This is a genomic window from Paractinoplanes pyxinae (assembly GCF_026626335.1).
Taxonomy (GTDB): Bacteria; Actinomycetota; Actinomycetes; order Mycobacteriales; family Micromonosporaceae; genus Actinoplanes; species Actinoplanes pyxinae.
In genome coordinates, this window is the sequence record NZ_JAPNTZ010000006.1 from 221,040 (window position 1) to 238,894 (window position 17,855).

General features: G+C 70.3%; 14 protein-coding genes and 1 riboswitch. Of the genes, 3 read left to right on the forward strand and 11 right to left on the reverse strand.

All coding sequences use genetic code 11. The annotated features are described in order from the left end of the window. Window positions 1-3 precede the first annotated feature (3 nt). Window positions 4-1,929, forward strand: a complete 1,926-nt coding sequence (locus OWR29_RS18235; protein WP_438872624.1) for an ABC transporter ATP-binding protein — start codon at window positions 4-6, stop codon at window positions 1,927-1,929. Window positions 1,930-1,988: 59 nt separating this feature from the next. On the opposite strand, the gene OWR29_RS18240 is transcribed toward OWR29_RS18235, so the two are convergent. Together OWR29_RS18240 and OWR29_RS18245 are read right to left on the reverse strand one after the other, a co-directional pair. Beyond that, window positions 1,989-4,790, reverse strand: coding sequence for a Calx-beta domain-containing protein (locus OWR29_RS18240; RefSeq protein ID WP_267564096.1), 2,802 nt, complete (start codon window positions 4,788-4,790; stop codon window positions 1,989-1,991). A 128-nt stretch (window positions 4,791-4,918) separates the two neighbouring features. Next, window positions 4,919-4,996: riboswitch (cyclic di-GMP riboswitch) on the reverse strand. 217 nt (window positions 4,997-5,213) lie between these two features. Then, complete coding sequence (locus tag OWR29_RS18245) at window positions 5,214-6,407, reverse strand: hypothetical protein (protein WP_267564097.1); 1,194 nt, start codon at window positions 6,405-6,407, stop codon at window positions 5,214-5,216. A gap of 219 nt (window positions 6,408-6,626) precedes the next feature. Here OWR29_RS18245 and phoA point away from each other — a divergent pair, with 219 nt between their 5' ends. Continuing rightward, complete coding sequence (gene phoA, locus OWR29_RS18250; RefSeq protein ID WP_267564098.1) at window positions 6,627-7,985, forward strand: alkaline phosphatase; 1,359 nt, start codon at window positions 6,627-6,629, stop codon at window positions 7,983-7,985. On the opposite strand, the gene OWR29_RS18255 is transcribed toward phoA, so the two are convergent. The 5 genes from OWR29_RS18255 to OWR29_RS18275 form a co-directional block, all read right to left on the reverse strand. Further along, window positions 7,954-8,181 carry a ferredoxin gene (locus OWR29_RS18255; RefSeq protein WP_267564099.1) on the reverse strand — a complete coding sequence of 76 codons (228 nt, stop codon included), beginning with the start codon at window positions 8,179-8,181 and terminating at the stop codon, window positions 7,954-7,956. The two genes, phoA and OWR29_RS18255, sit on opposite strands and share 32 nt — an antisense overlap. Beyond that, a complete protein-coding gene (locus OWR29_RS18260; protein ID WP_267564100.1) occupies window positions 8,178-9,398 on the reverse strand; it encodes an NADH-ubiquinone oxidoreductase-F iron-sulfur binding region domain-containing protein in 1,221 nt (406 codons plus the stop codon). Before OWR29_RS18260 ends, OWR29_RS18255 begins: the two co-directional genes overlap by 4 nt. Beyond that, window positions 9,395-10,174 (reverse strand): ferric reductase-like transmembrane domain-containing protein, encoded by a 780-nt coding sequence (locus OWR29_RS18265; protein ID WP_267564101.1) that lies wholly within the window; start codon window positions 10,172-10,174, stop codon window positions 9,395-9,397. Before OWR29_RS18265 ends, OWR29_RS18260 begins: the two co-directional genes overlap by 4 nt. A gap of 202 nt (window positions 10,175-10,376) precedes the next feature. Beyond that, window positions 10,377-11,342, reverse strand: coding sequence for an FAD:protein FMN transferase (locus OWR29_RS18270; protein WP_267564102.1), 966 nt, complete (start codon window positions 11,340-11,342; stop codon window positions 10,377-10,379). A 1-nt stretch (window position 11,343) separates the two neighbouring features. Further along, window positions 11,344-11,613 carry a hypothetical protein gene (locus tag OWR29_RS18275; protein ID WP_267564103.1) on the reverse strand — a complete coding sequence of 90 codons (270 nt, stop codon included), beginning with the start codon at window positions 11,611-11,613 and terminating at the stop codon, window positions 11,344-11,346. 158 nt (window positions 11,614-11,771) lie between these two features. Here OWR29_RS18275 and OWR29_RS18280 point away from each other — a divergent pair, with 158 nt between their 5' ends. Beyond that, window positions 11,772-14,441, forward strand: coding sequence for a helix-turn-helix transcriptional regulator (locus tag OWR29_RS18280; protein WP_267564104.1), 2,670 nt, complete (start codon window positions 11,772-11,774; stop codon window positions 14,439-14,441). Here the strand turns inward: OWR29_RS18280 and OWR29_RS18285 are convergent. The 4 genes from OWR29_RS18285 to OWR29_RS18300 are packed head-to-tail and all read right to left on the reverse strand — an operon-like array spanning window position 14,438 to window position 17,782. Then, a complete protein-coding gene (locus OWR29_RS18285) occupies window positions 14,438-15,055 on the reverse strand; it encodes a response regulator (protein ID WP_267564105.1) in 618 nt (205 codons plus the stop codon). The two genes, OWR29_RS18280 and OWR29_RS18285, sit on opposite strands and share 4 nt — an antisense overlap. Beyond that, window positions 15,052-16,161 carry a sensor histidine kinase gene (locus OWR29_RS18290; RefSeq protein ID WP_267564106.1) on the reverse strand — a complete coding sequence of 370 codons (1,110 nt, stop codon included), beginning with the start codon at window positions 16,159-16,161 and terminating at the stop codon, window positions 15,052-15,054. Before OWR29_RS18290 ends, OWR29_RS18285 begins: the two co-directional genes overlap by 4 nt. Continuing rightward, window positions 16,158-16,949, reverse strand: a complete 792-nt coding sequence (locus tag OWR29_RS18295) for an ABC transporter permease (protein WP_267564107.1) — start codon at window positions 16,947-16,949, stop codon at window positions 16,158-16,160. The genes OWR29_RS18290 and OWR29_RS18295 overlap by 4 nt, the downstream gene beginning before the upstream one ends. Next, a complete protein-coding gene (locus OWR29_RS18300; protein WP_267564108.1) occupies window positions 16,946-17,782 on the reverse strand; it encodes an ABC transporter ATP-binding protein in 837 nt (278 codons plus the stop codon). The genes OWR29_RS18295 and OWR29_RS18300 overlap by 4 nt, the downstream gene beginning before the upstream one ends. Between the last annotated feature and the right edge of the window lie 73 nt (window positions 17,783-17,855).

Here is a 17,855-nt window from a genome sequence, read left to right on the forward strand (position 1 = left end):
CCCATGGGAGGTCCGCCGGCCGTCCGCGCGATGGCCGGACCGGCCCCGACCGAGAAACTTCAGGATTTCAAGGGCTCCACCAAGCGCCTGCTCGGCCTGCTCAAGCCGCAGCGTGTGCTCGTCGGCTTCGTGCTGCTGGCCGGCGCGGTCAGCGTAGCCCTGTCGGTGATCGGCCCGTACCTGCTGGGCCACGCCACCGACGTCATCTTCGCCGGCGTCGTCGGCCGCATGGTCGACGGCAACGTGACCAAGGCCGAGGCCATCGCCGCCCTGCGCGCCCGCGGCGAGAACACGCAGGCCGACCTGCTCGGCGCGGTCGACTTCACGCCCGGGCAGGGCATCGACTTCGACCGGCTGGCCCACGTGCTCATGTGGGTCGCGCTGGTCTACGTCTTCGCCTGGGTGTTCGGCGTGCTGCAGGGCCGGATCACCGCCACGGTCGTGCAGACCGCGGTCTACCGCCTGCGCGAACAGGTCGAGGCCAAGCTGTCCCGGCTGCCACTCTCCTATTTCGACCAGCAGCCGCGCGGCGAGGTGCTGAGCCGGGCCACCAACGACACCGACAACATCGCCCAGACCCTGCAGCAGACGTTCGCCCAGCTGGTCACGTCTCTGCTGATGATCGTCGGCGTGCTCGGCGCGATGTTCTGGATCTCGCCCCTGCTGGCGCTGATCGCGCTGGTCACGGTGCCGGTCTCGTTCCTGGTGACGATGGCCGTGGGCAAGCGCTCGCAGCCCAACTTCGTCGCCCAGTGGGCCACCACGGGCAAGCTCAACGGCCACATCGAAGAGATGTTCACCGGGCACTCGCTGGTCAAGGTGTTCGGGCGGCAGGACGAGGCGTCGTCGGTCTTCGCCGAGCACAACAACAAGCTGTACGCGTCGTCGTTCCGGGCGCAGTTCATCAGCGGGCTGATCCAGCCGGCCATGATGTTCATCAGCAACCTGAACTACGTGCTGGTGGCCGTGGTCGGCGGTCTGCGGGTGGCCTCGGGGTCGCTGTCGCTGGGCGAGGTGCAGGCCTTCATCCAGTACTCCCGGCAGTTCAGTCAGCCGCTGACCCAGGTGGCGTCGATGGCCAACCTGATCCAGTCGGGTGTCGCATCCGCCGAGCGGGTGTTCGCGCTGCTCGACGCCCCCGAACAAACCCCCTCGCCGGCTGCTGTTGATCTTGGCCGGGTGCGCGGGCAGATCAGCTTCGAGGACGTCTCGTTCCGGTACGTGCCGGACAAACCGCTGATCGAGCACCTGTCGCTCGACGTCGCGCCCGGTCAGACGGTGGCGATCGTGGGACCGACCGGTGCCGGAAAGACCACACTGGTCAACCTTCTGATGCGGTTCTACGACGTGGACTCGGGGCGCATCCGGCTGGACGGGGTGGACATCGCCACCATGCCCCGCGAGCAGCTGCGTGAGGAGATCGGGATGGTGCTGCAGGACACCTGGCTGTTCGGCGGCACGATCGCGGAGAACATCGCGTACGGGGCCGACTCGTTCGACATGGCTTCGGTGCAGGCCGCGGCCGAGGCGGCCCACGTGGACGCCTTCGTACGGATGCTGCCCGACGGCTACGAGACGGTGATCGACGAGGAAGGCTCGAACGTCAGCGCCGGCCAGAAACAGCTGATCACCATCGCGCGGGCGTTCCTGGCCGAGCCGAGCATCCTGATCCTCGACGAGGCGACGAGCTCGGTCGACACGCGTACGGAGGTGTTGATCCAGAGGGCGATGGCCACGCTGCGCGAGGGTCGCACGTCGTTCGTGATCGCCCACCGCCTGTCGACGATCCGCGACGCCGACGTGATCCTGGTGATGGAGAACGGGCAGATCGTCGAACAGGGCACACACGACTCGCTGATCGAAGCGGACGGCGCGTACGCGGCGCTCTACTCCGCCCAGTTCGCGCAGGCCGTGGCCGAAGTGGACTGATTCCGGGCAAGCGAAACGGGGGCGGCCAGCCGGCCGCCCCCGTTCTTGATGCTGCTGGCTTACTTGATGACCGGGCGGACGATGTCCGTCCAGCCGGGGCCGTTGATGCCCATGTCGGCGTCACCCTCGACCCAGGCGCGGAGCGCGATAGTGCCCGACGGCACCACGGTCGTGGCGGCGTAGGCGCCGTTCACGTTGGCCTTGCTCACCAGGATGTTGGTCCAGGTGTTGGGGCCGGTCCAGCGCTGAACCACAACCTTGCGGTCGGCAGCGTTCGGGCTGGTCTTGACGACCACCGAGACGCGGCCCTTCGACGGCGAGGTGGCGGTGAGCGAAGCCCACTGGTTCACCCAGACCGTCTTCTCGTCCGAGTTGACCTCCTGGGACTGCGTCTTGAACCGCATGCCCATGGTGATCGACCGCGAGAAGGAGTACATGCCCATCGCGTTGGCCTTGGTGTTGGCGATCCACTTCAGCTCGCCACCCGAGTACGGGGCACCCCACAGCTCGACCGTGGCGTTGGCCGCGACCTTACCGGTGATCGAGACGGGGCCCGTGCCGTTGACCGACATCGGAGCGTTGATCGTCGGCTTCGGCGCCTCGCCGGGCTCCTCACCGCCCGGCTCCTCCGGCGTGCTGGAGTCACCCGCGATGTAGATGACGCCATCGGTGACGGTGCCCTTGTTACCGGTGGTCGAACCGGTCGCGAGGATGGTCTCCTCGGACTCGACCTGGTCGTCCTTCAGCAGCGGGACATCGGCGATCCACAGGGTCGACCCGGAGGCGGTTCCCGGATCGATGGTGACCGGCGAAGCGCCCGGGTTGGTGAAGTCGGTGGTGCCGGCCGCCTTGCTGCCGTGCACCGAGGCGCCGATGAAGGACACCGTCGCGTTGATCGCGGTCTGCGACGTGCCTGTGACCGTGCCCCAGACCCGGACCGTCTCACCCTCCATGCCCTTGACGCTCTTGACCTCAAGGTCGGGCGCCGTGTCGTCGTTCTGCAGGGTGAGGGTGGCCGGGTCCGCAGCCGTCGGAGTGCCCAACAGCCAGGCCGAGCCCGTCGTGGTGGAACCAGGCGTGACGGTCAGGGCGACGGTCTCGTCGGGCTCGTAGATCGAGTCACCGTTGACCAGAACGGGGACCCAGGCGGTCGACGCCTCGGCCGGGATCGTGATCGACGACTGCGACAGCGGGGCGTAATCGTCGGTGCCGAAGGTCGTCGAGTAGAGCTGGGCGGCGTTGGTGCCCGACGGCGTCAGCGTGGCCGGGGCGACCGTGATCGGCCGGTCGCTCGAACCCGTGAGCTTGACCGGCAGGATCGCCACCCACGGGCTGTTGCCTTCCTTGACCGACAGGTCGTCGAACGCCAGGGTCGGCGCCGCGTCGTCGTCCAGGATGGTGATCTCCGCCGGCGAACCGACCGTGAACGTATCGGAACCGGGCACGGCGGAGAGGTCGATCGTGAACTTCTCGCCCTCGCCCGAGGTCGTGCCGCCGGCGGTGCGGGTCGACGGGCCCTCGTCGATCGTGTCACCCAGGATGTCCACGCTGAAGGTCGCGGACTGGGTGCCCGGCGTGAAGGTCAGCTGGCCGGCCGCGGGGACGTAGTCCTTGGCGGCGCGAGCGTTGCCATAGCCGAGGGCCAGGTCGGCCGTCGCCCAATTCACCTTGACGGTCTTGGCCGACTTGGCAGACAGGGTGGCCGTGAAGACCTGCGACATCTTGCCGCTGTTGCCCTCGGTCACCGTGACCGGGGTGACGGCGACGGTCGGCGCGGGCGTCGCGTCGGTGATCGAGCCGGCCACCTTCGTGGTCGCGCCGAGCACCGCGTTGGTCGGGTTGACCAGCTGGATCGTGTAGTCCTCAGGGTCCTCGTTGAGGGTGTCCGCGAGGAGCGGGATCGTGAACTCCTTGTACAGATCACCGGCCGGGATCGTCACGGTCCGGGTCGACGGGTAGTCGAAGTCGTCCCCCGGCGTCGCGACCGCGTGACCCGCGGCGGGCGTTGTGGCGACGGCGTTCCACTGCACGGTGATCGGCAGCTCTGACGCGATGTCGGTGGTGACGCGGAAGGTCGTGCCCGAGCCGCCCTCGGTGCCGTTGCCGCCGCCCGAGAGGGTCAGCTTCGGCGTGCTCTGGGCGTCGACGATCTTGACCGAGGTGCTCTGGGCCGTGGGCGCGACGCCGGACGTGGCGCTGCCGTTGACCGTGAAAGTCTCGATCTCCTGCTGGTCCTTGACACCATCGTTGGTGATCTGGACGTCCTTGGTCCCGGTCAGTGTGCCGGCCGGGATGGTCAGGGCCACAGCGCTGAGCGCAGTGTAGTCACCGGCCGGGGCCGTGCCCGCGACGGCGGTGCCGTTCGCCGTGCTCAGGTTGATCGTGGTGTCGACGCTGGACGGCCCACTCAGCTTCGCCGTGATCGTGGTCTTGGCGTTGGCACTCTCCGTGACCGGGTTGGGCGCGGCGGACAGCGTGTAGGACGGCACCGAGTCGCCGTCCGTGATCGTCACAACACTGTTCAGCGCCGTTCCGCCACCGGACGGCGTCGCCGTCACGGTGAAGGCTTCAGGACCCTCGTAAAGCCCGTCGGCGGTGATCGGGATCGTGATCGTCTTGTCGCCGGCGGCCGTGAAGACCTGCGACTTCTGGGCCGAGGTCAGCGTGGTGTAGTCGCTACCCTCGACTGCGCCACCAACCGGAGGCGTGGCACCGGAGTTGGGCGTGGGCGCAACGGTGAGGGTGAAGGTGGCGGCCGCGTCCGAGTGGAGCGTCAGGACCGCGTTGGAGCCTTCAGCTGCCGTGACGGTGGCCGTGAGGGTGTTCGCCGCGTAGGCCGGCGACCCTACCAGGGCAGGCACGAGGCCGATGGCGCTCGCGACGGCAGCCGCGAGGGCCTTTCGCCGGAGCTTGTGGCCACGCAGCGCGAACGGAACCGAGCCGCTCGAGTCTGCATGGGCTGTGGGATAGCGCATGTCTTTCTTTCTCCTTCGGCGGCTGGGCTGCCTCCGTCGGGAGGCCCCTGGCTTTGCGTCCCCGCCTTGCAGCGGGTTTGCCTGTTCGGGTACCGCACCGATGGGCGGGGCTCGAAGAGCCGGCTTGGGCCGGCCCGAGCAGCGAAAACCGAGAAAGATCCGGCTTATCGCCTTCCGTAATCTAACCGGCACATCACCGCGTTAGCGGCGGAACGCTTTTTTCGGCTCAAATCGGCCTTACCGCTCAAGGCCACCCGTGCGAGCGACAGCCGCAGCCTGCATCGGCGTCAAAGGAGTGACTCGGGAACGCTAGGCGGGGCGACGGCGGCGGCGTAGGGCGGCGGCCAGCAACCACGGAGCCAGGCCTACGGCCAGGAACAGGGTCAGCAGCGGGAGTTGCCACCAGCGGGAAAGGGCTCGGGACGGGGGCTCGATGGCGGGGGTGGCGACCCACGGCTGGGCCGCCTTCGACCAGGCCAGGAAGGCGTCGCCGATGGGGTAGGCGCCGAACACGTAGCGCTTGGTGCCGGGGGTGTAAAAGGGCAGGCCGGCCACCTCGCCGAAGCGGGCCAGGCCGGCGGCCAAGGTGTCGTCGCCGTGGAGTTTGGCTGCTCCGATTGTCACGACTGTGGCTGAGAGGCTTACGCCCAGGACCAGGGGGCCCGAGTCGACGTTCGAGGGGCCGTCCGTACCGGCTGGGTATTCGCGCACTGTGGGGCCCACGCCCAGCGGCGCGGAGAGGAACCACGTGCGGAATCTTGTGTACTGCTGGCGGGCGAACTCCGGGTCGATCTCGGGCAGGAAGCGGTTGATGATGCTCTGCGACGTGCCCTGCGCGCCGGAGGTGGGCTCGCCGGTGTCGACGTTCGCGGTGTGCGGGATCAGCTGGGTCGCGGGATCGAGCCGGGCCTGCACGTTGGCCAGCCAGCGGATCACCGTGACGTCGTACGCGGGGGAAAGCAGTTTGTCGTGCAGGCGCAGGGAGGCGACGGCGACCGTGGAGTCGACGGGCCAGGCCTGGCCGGGGTACGAGGGCAGGAACGGGGTCGGGGAGGCGTCGAAACCGGCGGCGATGTCGGCCGAGTCCCGCTCGAAGGCCTGCACCTGGGCAGGGTCGCGCGAGGCGGCGGGCTGGCGCGCGAGGATGCCGCCGCGGAGCCAGTTCACCCAGCCGCGGTAGAAGATTCCGTACTGTACGGGCATGTCGCCGGCGAAGGGGGCGCGGCCCGCATCCGATTCGAGCCGGCTCAGCGCCCAGCGCGCGTCGTCGAGGCGGCCGAGGTCGACTGCGGTCAGGCCGTACAGCACGTACGAGAAGAAGTAGCCCTCGGGAAAGAGCTGCTGGGCGTCGTCGGCCCCACCTGATTCGAGCTCCGACCGCAAAAAGGCCAATTGCCGCCGTACGCCGGAATCGCCGTCAGCCGGGGCAACCAGCCGCACCACTGACAAAGCGGCGGCTGCGCTGATGGCCACGGCGACGAGCAGTCCGAGAAATCTGCGCACCGGCCGAGCTTAGAGAGATCCGCCAAACGGGGAGTCATGTCCACTTACGAGTCGCGCCGAACTCAGGAAGCTGACAGCGTTTGGTTGTTGCCCGTTCACGTTGACCATCACCTCCGGCCCGAGTTGGCCGTCTGGTCATCTGGTGGCCACCGCCGCTTCAAACGGAGCTGATGGCGTGGTTCCCGACCAATGCTTCAACGCATATTGGAGTGCGCATTCATGAATGCTCTGCGTTCCCGTCGTGGCCGCCTCGCCCTGGCGCTGGTGGCGACCACGGTCGTCGCGGTGCCGTCGGTCGCTCTGGCCGGCGACGCGCACCAGGACCGCACCTGGGCCGCCAAGCAGGCGATCAAGGGCGGCACGGCTCGCAACGTCATCCTGCTCATCGGTGACGGCATGGGCGACAGCGAGATCACCATCGCCCGCAACTACCAGGTCGGCGCCAACGGCCGCCTGGCCATGGACAAGCTGCCGCTGACCGGCGCCTACACCACGTACGCCGTGCAGAAGGACGCCCCGTCGAAGCCCGACTACGTGACCGACTCGGCCGCCTCGGGCTCGGGCTGGGCGACCGGCCACAAGACGTACAACGGCGCGATCTCGGTGCTGCCGAACGAGAAGCCCGTTCCCACCATCCTCGAGCTGGCCAAGAAGGCCGGCTACCGCACCGGTGACGTCACCACCGCGGAGCTGCAGGACGCCACCCCGGCCGTTCTCGGCTCGCACGTCGTCAGCCGCGACTGCAAGGGCCCGGACGCGATGGCCACCTGCGCGGTCAACGACAAGGTGAACGGCGGCGCCGGCTCGATCGCCGAGCAGCTCGTCCAGACCCGCCCCGACGTGCTGCTGGGCGGCGGCAAGCAGTACTTCGACCAGACCGTCAAGGCCGGCAAGTACAAGGGCAAGACGGTCACCCAGCAGGCCCAGGCCAACGGCTACCACGTCGTCACCGACGCTGCCGGTCTCGCCGCGGCCAAGGGCGACAAGCCGATCCTCGGCCAGTTCGCCAAGAACAACATGGACCTCGAGTGGGTCGGCCCGACCCCGACGCGTACGGGCACCGCGCCGGCCAAGTGTGCGGTGAACACGGCTCGTACGGCCTCGCAGCCGCACCTGGTCGACATGGCTTCGAAGGCGCTGAACGTGCTGGACAAGCAGACCAAGCGCAGCAAGAAGGGCTTCTTCCTGCAGATCGAGGGCGCCTCGATCGACAAGCAGGACCACGCGGCCAACCCGTGCGGCCAGATCGGTGAGACGGTCGCCTTCGACGCTGCCATCAAGAAGGTGCTCGAGTACCAGAAGTCGCACCCCGACACCCTGGTCGTCGTGACCGCCGACCACGGTCACACCAGCCAGATCGTCGAGGAGGCCACCCTCGGCTACACGGCCACGCTGATCACGCACGACGACGCCAACATGACGATCTCGTACGCGACCTCGGAGATCACCGGCTCGCAGCAGCACACCGGCACCGAGGTGCGGATCGCCGCCGGCGGCCCGCAGGCGGCCAACGTGCTCGGCGTGACCAACCAGACCGACCTCTTCTTCACGATGAAGCGGGCGCTCGGCCTGCGCTGACCCTGGTCAGCTTCAACGCCAGGGCCGGGCACCGGTCCACGGCTTGACGTGCCGCCGGCTCCAACGCCGGCGGCACGTTCATGCCCGCCCGCGGAACCGGATATCCCCAGTCGTCCTCGGTGAGCAGTTCGGGCAGCAGTTCGGCACACAGCCCGCGCCCGTCACAAGCAGTCCAGTCGACGTGCAGCCGGTTCATCGCTTCTCCTCCGCCCGGCAGTTGCCGACCAGATGCGCGGCAACGTCCGCTTCGAAAGCGCGCATCGCGCTGTGGATAAGTCGGGCCGTGCCGTCCGGATGACGACAGGCGCCGCGACCGGTGACCAGCCGGGCGAGCCGGTCGACCTCCGCGGGCAGACCGGGCCGGGCTCGACGGTGGGCCAGGTCGGTGAGGGTGCTCGCGAGCCGCGGCAGGCCGTTGATGCAAGGACCGCACTGACCCGCGACCTGGCCGGCGAGATAGCCCGCGATCCGGGCCGTCTCCAACAGCCCGCACGCGCTACGCGGCAGGGCGACGATCACACCGGCGCCCGGGCTTCCCCCGTACGGCGTGAGAGCCGCCCGGCTGACCGGGAGAGCAGCCTCGGCCGGCACCCACCCGCCGTGATACCCGCCCACGAGCACCGCGCTCAACGGAGCGGTGGCGCCGCCCGCAGCCGCGATGAGCTCCCCGAGCGTCACGCCGTATCCCGCCTCGAGCACTCCAGGCGCGGCGACAGCGCCACTGACTGTGGCCAGGAAGGTTCCCGGCTCGTCCGGCGTGCCCGCCGTGCGGAACCATCCCGGCCCGTAGCGAGCGATCAGCGCGAGGTGCGCGAGCGTCTCGACGTTCTGCACCAGCGTCGGCGCGCCACCCGGCCCGGCCTCGGTGATGCGCACAAGCTTGTCGCCCGGCACCGCCGCCTTACCGGCCGCGGCCGCCGCAGCCGCCGTCTCCTCCCCCGCCACGAACGCGTCCGGTGCGGCGACCAGCCGGACCGGCACCCGGTCGAGCCCAGCCCCGCGCCGCGCGGCGATCAGCTCGCCCAGCGCTCGGTGGGCCGCCGCTGGTGCGTAAAGCACGGCACTCTGCGCGCCCATCGCAGCGAGTTGCAGCCCATCCAGGACCAGGTTCGGCGCGTACGCCAGCAGCGCCCGGTCTTTGCCGCTGGCCGGCTCGCCCTCGGCGCCGTTGGCGATCACAACCGGCGGCCGACCTGTTGCGGCGACGGCGCTGAGCTTGCGCCAGACCGGGAACCCGGCTCCGCCTCGGCCGGTCAACCCCGCGTCCCGCGCCAAACCAACTATCTGGTTGGCATCGAACACCGGCAGGCGTCCGTGCTGGGCCAGATGACTGTCCAGCCGCCCGTCATTGCGGCCGCCGAGCAGCCTGAGCTGCACCCGGCTCCCCGGTGGAGCCTCAACAGCGCTGGTCATCGTGCCTCCTCATGAGTGCCGGGTCGTGCCGGAGCCACCGGCCGCTCCAACGGACTCGGCCGGTCCGAGGCGCGAGGTCGTACGGCCTTTGCACCGCCCGGCCACGCTGCCGCGGCTCGGGCCGGCGCTGTCACGGGAGTTGACGCTGGATCGCGTCTCGGCTCCCCGTGCGTTGACGTGCTCGTGGTCGCCGGCGTGGGCTGATCAGGGAGCAGACGCGGGTTGATCCGGCGCATGGCTCGCTGGGGGAAGCGGCCGAAGGTGGGGGTGAGGCGCCAGGCGACGGCGGCCAGGACTGTTGCTGTGCACAGGGCCGCGATGGTCCAGAGCCAGACCGTGCCGTTGTCGGAGCCGGTGCCCAGGCCGTGCATCAGGGCTATGGGCCAGCTGAGATAGGCCAGCCAGTGCACGATCCGCCAGGTGCGGACGCCCAGCCGATGCCGCAGCAGACTCGTGACGACAATGGCGGCGATCAGGTCGAACGCCAGCGTGCCGAGCCCCTGCCAGAGTGGGCGGTAGTTGCCGGCGAACGGCAGCACCAGGTCGAAGACGCGCAGCTGGGCGTACGGATCGAAGAGCAGGCTGAGCATGTGCCCGGCCAGCAGCACCACGGCGAGCAGCGCGGCGTTGCGGTGCACCAGGTTCACCGCGAAGGCGGGCAGGCCGAACGCCGTCCGTCCACTGCGGGCACCGATGCCCAGCGCGACCACTATCGTGAGCAGAACCAGCGACATGACGCCGCTGCCCCGGGCGAAGTACCAGAGCGCGTCGGTCATGCCGGCTCTCCTCGTGTTGACATGTGTACTTGACTTGATTGACGTGTTGACTGGATCAACATGTAAATCAAGTCAACATGTGGCCGCTCAACGTTCACGCCCAGCCGAACGCGCTGAGCCGGCAGCGGTTCGCTCGCGAGGGGCGGTCGCCTGGACAGGACGCGTCGAGCGACGTCATCCGGCCGAGTCGGCCACGCGTCGGTCATGCCGGCCACCCGCCCAGGTGCAGCACGTCGAGTGACGGGGTCACCAGGCGGCTCGGAGCATTGCCCAGCAAGGCGGGAGCGTTGTGGCCGCGGATGATGGCGGCGGTGCTCAAGGTGTTGGCGCGCAGGCAGGAAAAGGCGGCCACCGAGACCGTGCGCCAGATGCGTGGGGCGGGGCGACCGGTCCGGGGGTCGAGGATGTGGTGCAGCAGTTCGCCGGGGCGGCCCCACGTGCGAGACGCGGTGCTTGAGGTGGCTAGGGCGGCGCCGGCCGGGAGTCCCACGGTGCAGGAAGGGTCGTCCGGGCGGTCTCGCACCAAGACACGCCAACCGCCGTTGGGGGCCGGGCCCGCCGTTGCGATGTCGCCGCCCAGGGCCACGAGCACGCCGACGCCGAGCTCGCGGAAGACGCGGGCGGCGGCTCGGTCGGCAGCGAACGCCTTGGCCGTGGCGCCCAGGTCGAGTTGTACGCCGTCGGGAACGGTCAGCTCGCGGCCGCGCAGCCGGACCGAACGCCAGTCGGGACTACCGAAGACGTGCACCGCCCGCCCAACCGGAACAGGTGAGCGGTTGGTCAGAGCGGCGAAGTCGCGGTCGTAGCCGAGTGCGCACATCGCCGCGCCGACTGTTGGGTCGACGTCGCCGTCGGTTTCTTGGGCTGCGGTCAGTGCTGCGCCGACCAGCGCGGCCAGCAGCGGGCTCACCGTCACCGGGCGTCCGGCGCGGCAGGCCGCGCGCAGCTCCGAGTCCTCCCGGAACCGGCTGCAGGCCTCGTCGACGACGGCCAGCTCGGCCCGGACGATCGCCGCCGCTTCGCCCACCAAAGGCGAGGAACCCAGCCGCCCGTGATACGCGCTACCGGCGGAAGTAGAGGAAGCATCGACGACTACTCGGGCCACCGTTCCCCACACTTCCCACTGAGCGGTGTCGGGGCCGACGGGCAGGGTTTCGACCAGGGGCATGTCAAGAACCTCCCGAAGTCGCTTGGCCGCTTCCGCTGTCGTCGGAAAGCGTCGGCCAGTCGTCGGTCGAGGAAGAGGACGAGGACGAGGAGGAAGAGGAAGACGACGAGTCGGAAGTCGCGGACTCGTCGGTGGTGGAGGTGGTAGTGGTCGTACCTGGGGACTCGGATGCATGGGCGGCAGCCGCCACGGCGGCGGTGCCGGCGGCGGTGGTTGCTACCAGGACGCCGGTCAGCAGGGCGGCCCGGCGCCGGCCGGATTCGCGTTTCATGGCTGGCTCCGTTCGTCGGTGTGTCCTCCTGGGTGACACCTGAAGCAACCGTGCGCGTTCCGCCTCGCCGGGACCTATGGGCACCCTTGGCGGTTCCTGTGAACATTTCGCTGGTCGGCCGGCTGGTTCCGGAACTAGGTTCGGCTGGGGGGCGATCAATGGATGAGCAGGTCATCGGGCGTGCGGACGAGATCGGGCGGCTGCGCGCCCGGCTTGATCGCCTGCCCGCGGAGGGTGGCGCGCTCGTGCTGCGGGGTGACGCGGGCGTGGGCAAGTCGACGCTTCTCGGCTGGGCCGCCGGCGAGGCCGGGCGGCGCGGGTTGCGCACCGTCACGGTCACCGGGGTGCAGGCCGAGTTCGACCTTCCGTACGCCGGTCTGGACCGTCTCGTCGCCGGGCTCCCGCCGCAAGAGTCGACCGCCGAAGCCCGCGACGTCGTGCGGGCCGCCCTCGACGGGGACCTGAGCCCCGTACGCGTAGCTCTGGCGCTTTTGACCCTGCTGACCGAGTCGAGTGGGACGCTGCTGCTCGCCGATGACGCTCAGTGGCTGGACGCAGCGAGCTGGGACGCTCTGACGTTCGTGGCGCGGCGGCTCGCAGGCGACCCGGTGCTGATCCTCATGACCATGCGTAACGGCGCCGAGACCACCGCCCGGCTGACCGGCGCCGCCCTGCCCGAGCTGACCGTGGAACCGCTGGCCGCGCCGGACGCCGCCGCCCTGCTCGACCGGCGGGCGCCCACGCTGCGTCCCGACCTGCGCGACCGCATTCTGGCCGAGGCCGCCGGCAACCCGCTCGGCCTGGTCGAACTGGCCGCGCTCGGCGATCACCAGGGGCGCCTGCCCGAGGATCTGCCCCTGCCGGCCCGCCTCGAGCGCTCGTTCGCCCTGTCGGTCGCCGCGCTGCCCGCGGCCACTCAGACCTTGCTGCAGGTGGCCGCGTTCAACGACGGTTCCGACGTGTACGAGACGGTGGCCGCGGCGGCCGAGCTGTCGGGCATCACCCTCGACGACCTCACCCCCGCCGTCACGGCCGGCCTCGTGCACGTCGACGGCTTCGGCACCTTGCGGTTCCGGCATCCGCTGGTCCGGTCCGCCCTGCGCCAGGCCGTCCCGGCCGCCCGCCGCCGGGACATCCACGCCGCCCTGGCCGCCGCCATCCCGCGGCTGCCGGGCGACGAGCGGCGCATCTGGCACCTCGCCGCCGCCACGATCCGCCCCGACGAGCACATCGCCGCCGAGCTGACCGAGGCCGCCCAGCGGGCCCGCCGCCGCGGCATGCTCGGTTCGGCGATCACCGGCCTGGAACGGGCGGCCCAGCTCACCCCCGACCCCGATGTGCAGGCCCACCGCCTCATGTGGGCGATCATGACGGCCCACGACCTGGGCGACCACGAGACACTGCAACGCCTGATGAACTCGCTGTCGGCCCGCACGTTGCCGAGCACGGTGCAGGCCCGGCTGAGCTGGTTCCGCGAGGTGATGCTGGGCAGCGGCTGGTCGGGCGCCGACCGGCTGGTCTCGTTCATCGAGGCTGTCGACCAGCTGCGCCGGGAGGGCGATCCCGAGCTGGCGCTGACCGAACTGGCCGGCAACGCGCTGCGCTGCTACTGGTCCAATGCGGACGAGCCGACCCGTACGGCCATGGTCGACGCGGTCGAGCGGTTCGACCTGCCGTCCGACAACGCCCAGCGCATCGCCGTGCTGGCGATGGCGGCCCCGCTCGAGCGCGGCCCCGAGGTGATCGCGCCCATCGAGCGGATGTCCCGCCGGCTGCACGGCACCCCGGACGATCTCGACCTGCTCTCGGTCTCGGCGTCCGCCGTGGGGTCGTGGCGCCGATCGGTGGTGCTGTGCCGGGCCGCGGCCGACGCGTCACGCGCCGAGGGGCGTCTCGGCCTGCTCACCCAGACGCTGGTCACCGAGGCCACGGTGGCCGGGCAGCTGGGCGACGTGCGCCTGGCCGAGCAGGCCGCGACCGAGGCGATCGCGCTGGCCGAAGAGACCGGTCAGCCCCGCTGGGCACTGACGGCGTCGATCGCGCTCGGTTACGCGGCGGCCCTGCGGGGCGACAGTGCCACCGCCGAGCACCTGGCCGACCAGGCCGAGAGCGCCCTGCTGCCGGTCGGCGCGTACCCGATGCTGGCGTTGGTGCAGCTCATCCGGGGCGTCGACGCGCTGGCCCAGGGCCGGCACGCGGCTGCCTTCGAACGGCTGAGCCCGATCTTCGACCCGGACGACGTGCCCTATCACCCGGCGATCCGGCTGTGGGCGGTGAGTCACCTGGCCGACGCCGCGGTGGGGTGCGGCCGCGAGGACGACCTGCGGGCGATCGTGGACGGGCTGCCCGACGTCGACCTGCCGGTGCTGCGGGTGGGCCGCGCCTATGTGAGCGCACTGCTCGAACCGGGCGAGATCGAGGGCATCATCGACGCCGACTACCCGTTCGAGCGGGCCCGATTGCAACACTCGTACGGCTCATGGCTGCGCCGCCAGCGCCGGGTCAACGAGTCGCGCGTACACCTGCGGGCGGCCTCGACGACCCTGAACGCGCTGGGTGTCACGCCGTGGGCCGAACGGACCCGGGCCGAGCTGCGGGCCGCCGGTGAGAGCAGCCCGCGCCGCGAGGACGCCCGTGACCGCCTGACCCCGCAAGAGCTGCAGATCGCCATGCTGGCGGCCGACGGCCTGACCAACCGGGACATCGGCGAACGGCTGTTCCTCTCGCCGCGGACGATCAGCACGCACCTGTACCGCATCTTCCCCAAGCTGGGAGTCTCATCGCGTACGGAATTAGTTCGCACTTTGATCAGCGACCCGGCCGCCTAGAGCAGGCCGTGTTCCATGGCCGTCGTCACCGCGGCGGTACGGTCGGCCACGTCGAGTTTGTTGAAGGCGCGCAGCAGATGTGTCTTCACGGTGGCTTCCGAGATGAACAGCGCCTTGCCGATGTCGGCGTTGGTGAGCCCCCGGGCGACCAGGCGCAACACCTCGGCCTCGCGGGCGGAGAGCGCCGGCGGCGCGGGCTTGCGCACCTGGCGTACGAGGGTGGAGGCCACACTCGGCGCGAGCACCGTCTCGCCCCGCGCCGCCGCCCGTACGGCCTCCGCCAGCTCTTGCGGCGAGGCATCCTTCAAAAGGTAACCACCGGCCCCGGCCTCGATCGCCCGCAGAATGTCGCGGTCCGACTCGTACGTGGTCAGCACCAGAACTCGTACGCCGGGAGCCGCCGCCACAATGCGCTCGGTCGCCGACACCCCATCGCCGCCCGGCATCCGCAGATCCATCAGCACGACCCGCGGCTTCAACGCGACCGCGAGCTCCACCCCCTCGGCCCCCGAGGACGCCTCCCCCACCACGCTGAGATCCGGCTCGGCGTCGAGCATGCCGCGCAGCCCGTGCCGCACCACCGGATGGTCGTCGACCAGCAGAATCGTGATCACGCCGGCACCTCCACCTCGACCGTCGTGCCGGTGTCGGGATCGCTGCGCACCGTCACGCTCCCCCGCACCTGCTTCGCCCGTTCCCGCATGCCGGCCAGACCGTAGCCGTCGGCCTCGCCGGGGACGAATCCGCAGCCGTCGTCGCGCACCACCAGCCGCACCGATTCTCCGGTGTACGCCAGCAGAACCGCCGCCTCCCGCGCGTGCGCATGACGCCGCACGTTGGTCAGCGCCTCCTGGGCCGCCCGCAGCAGCACCACCTCGACCGCCGTCGGCAGCGGCCTCTCGTCGCCGGTGATGCGCAGGGCCGCCGCCACCCCGCTCTCCTCGGTGAAGCGCGAGACCTGACGCCGTACGGCCGAAGTCAATGACCCCGCGGTCAGCTCGGCCGGCGACAGGGCCGCGACCAGGCTCCGGGCCTCGGCCAGGTTCTCGCGGGCGGTCCGGACGGCGAGCGCCACATCCGGTTCCGGCGCCTGCAGCAGCGTGATGATGCTGGTGAAGCCCTGGGCCAGCGTGTCGTGGATCTCGCCCGCCAGACGGGCCCGCTCGGCCGTCACGCCGGCCTCCCGCGAGAGCCGCGCTACCTCGGCCCGGCTGCTCTCCAGCTCTTCGATCAGGCGGTGCCTTTCCTGGCTCTGCCGCACCACCCGGACGATCCACGTGCCGAGCCAGATGCCGGCCGCGCTCGAGATCAGGGCGACCACGAGGTCTCCCGCGACCGCGTCGGGCCGCAGGAACGCGTCCGAGATCGGCAGCACCGCGTTCGTGGCCAGCACCGCGATCACGGCCGTCCGCAGCGGCACCATCTGGAAGATCAGCGGGTTGACCCCGAACAGCAGCCAGTTCGCGTTGGGCACCAGCGTCACCGCCAGGCCGAACAGCGCCAGTTCGGCCGCCAGCAGGACCGGGCGCGGCTCCTCGCGCTCGATCGCCCGCCGCCCGGCCACGAAGTGCAGCACGAGGATGCCGGCGATCGCCCCCGTCGCCACCAGCCGCGCCGTCCGGCTGGGACCGTCCGAGGCGAGGATCACGACCGCCACCGCGGCCGTGATCACCACCAGATAGACGTCCCACCAGAACGTACGGGAAAGGTCCGATCTCACCGGTCGGGCCGGCTCCACCGGAAGGTCATGAGGCACAGCACCAATCCGATCACACACCAGGCGCCCAGCACCAAGGCGACGCGGCCCAGCTCCCATTGCCCGGCCGCCTCGTTGACACGCATGCCGTCGGGCAGGAAGACGTGGCGGAAACCCTGAGCCATCCATTTGACCGGGAAGATCGCCGCGACGTTGATGAGCCACGACGGCAGCTGGGTCACCGGGTAGATGAAGACGCCCGAGATGAACTGCAACGCCACCACCGGCACATTCAGAATGGCGCCGGCCGTGCGGGCATGCTTGACGATCGCGCTGACCGCCATGCCCAGCAGCGAACAGGCGATAACGGAGAGCAGAAAGACCCAGAGGAAGGTCAGCCAGTGCGAGGCGTCCGGCAGCGACATGCCGAAGACAAAGGCGCCGATCGCGATGAGAACAACCGCCTCGGCGACGCTGAGGGCCAGAACCAGAAAGAGCTTTCCCAGTACGTACGAGGTGGCGCTGACCGGGGTGCCGTGCAGCCTTTTCAGGGTGCCGTCCTCGCGGTCCATGGCCAGCCCGGCGCCCATCGTCACGAAGGCGGTGGTCAGAATCCCGTACGCGATCATGCTGGCCGAGAAGACATGGCTGGCGCTGACGCCCGGTTCGTCGTACGAGTCCTGGAAGATCGTGCCGAACAGCAGCAGAAGCATGCCCGGGAAAGCGAACGTGAAGACCATGGCCGTGCGGTCCCGGAAGAACTGCAGCAGCTCCACGTGACCGCGGCTGACTCCGAGGGTGAGGGTGCTCATCGGTGCGCTCCGATCAGGGAGAGGTAGGTGTCCTCGAGGGTCGGCCGGGTGACGGTCAGCGTGCTCAGATCGGTGTCGGCCGCGACCAGCTTGCGGATCAGCGGCGTCGGGTCGGGCACCTGCTCGGTGCGCAGCACCCCGTCCTCGCGCCAGCTCACCTTGGCCCCGGCCGACGCGCGCCCGCCCAGCGCGGCCGGCGTGCCCTGGGCGACGATCTGCCCGGCCGCCAGCACGGCCAGCCGGTCGGCCAGCGCCTCCGCCTCCTCCAGGTAGTGGGTGGTGAGCAGGATCGTGGTGCCCTCGGCGGCCAGCTCGCGGATCAGGTCCCAGAAAAGCCGGCGCGCCTCGGGGTCGAAGCCGGTGGTCGGCTCGTCCAGGAAGAGCAGTTCGGGGCGGCCGACGATGCCGAGCGCCACGTCCAGCCGCCGGCGCTGGCCGCCGGAAAGGGTGCGGATGCGGCTTTTCGCCTTGGGGGTGAGGCCGACCAGCTCGATCACCTCGGCCGGCGGCCGCGGGTCGGGGTAGAACCCGGCCAGGTGCCGGACCATCTCGATCACGGTCAGGTCGGCCGCGTCGTCGGCGTCCTGCAGCACGATGCCGAGCCGGGCCCGCCACTCCGAGCCGGCCGTGCCCGGGTCGGCCCCCAGCACCGACACCTCGCCGCCGTCGCGCCGACGGTGGCCCTCCAGGATCTCGGTGGTCGTGGTCTTGCCGGCGCCGTTCGGGCCCAGCAGCGCGAACACCTCGCCCCGGGCCACCTCGAGATCAATGCCGCGGACCACCTCGTGGCCCTTGTAGGCCTTGCGCAGGCCGCGCACCTCAATGGCTGTCATGCCCTAGATCGTGCTGGGCGGCGGGGGTCCGGCGGGACGACCGGGCGGTCGTCAGCGGTTGTCCACCGATCGG

What these genes read in the sequence shown, in the direction of transcription:
- OWR29_RS18235 (WP_438872624.1), top strand. Translation starts at nt 4, where the DNA reads ATGGGAGGTCCGCCGGCCGTCCGCGCGATGGCCGGACCGGCCCCGACC.
- phoA (WP_267564098.1), top strand. Translation starts at nt 6,627, where the DNA reads ATGAATGCTCTGCGTTCCCGTCGTGGCCGCCTCGCCCTGGCGCTGGTG.
- OWR29_RS18255 (WP_267564099.1), bottom strand. Translation starts at nt 8,181, where the DNA reads ATGAACCGGCTGCACGTCGACTGGACTGCTTGTGACGGGCGCGGGCTG.
- OWR29_RS18260 (WP_267564100.1), bottom strand. Translation starts at nt 9,398, where the DNA reads ATGACCAGCGCTGTTGAGGCTCCACCGGGGAGCCGGGTGCAGCTCAGG.
- OWR29_RS18265 (WP_267564101.1), bottom strand. Translation starts at nt 10,174, where the DNA reads ATGACCGACGCGCTCTGGTACTTCGCCCGGGGCAGCGGCGTCATGTCG.
- OWR29_RS18270 (WP_267564102.1), bottom strand. Translation starts at nt 11,342, where the DNA reads ATGCCCCTGGTCGAAACCCTGCCCGTCGGCCCCGACACCGCTCAGTGG.
- OWR29_RS18275 (WP_267564103.1), bottom strand. Translation starts at nt 11,613, where the DNA reads ATGAAACGCGAATCCGGCCGGCGCCGGGCCGCCCTGCTGACCGGCGTC.
- OWR29_RS18280 (WP_267564104.1), top strand. Translation starts at nt 11,772, where the DNA reads ATGGATGAGCAGGTCATCGGGCGTGCGGACGAGATCGGGCGGCTGCGC.
- OWR29_RS18295 (WP_267564107.1), bottom strand. Translation starts at nt 16,949, where the DNA reads ATGAGCACCCTCACCCTCGGAGTCAGCCGCGGTCACGTGGAGCTGCTG.
- OWR29_RS18300 (WP_267564108.1), bottom strand. Translation starts at nt 17,782, where the DNA reads ATGACAGCCATTGAGGTGCGCGGCCTGCGCAAGGCCTACAAGGGCCAC.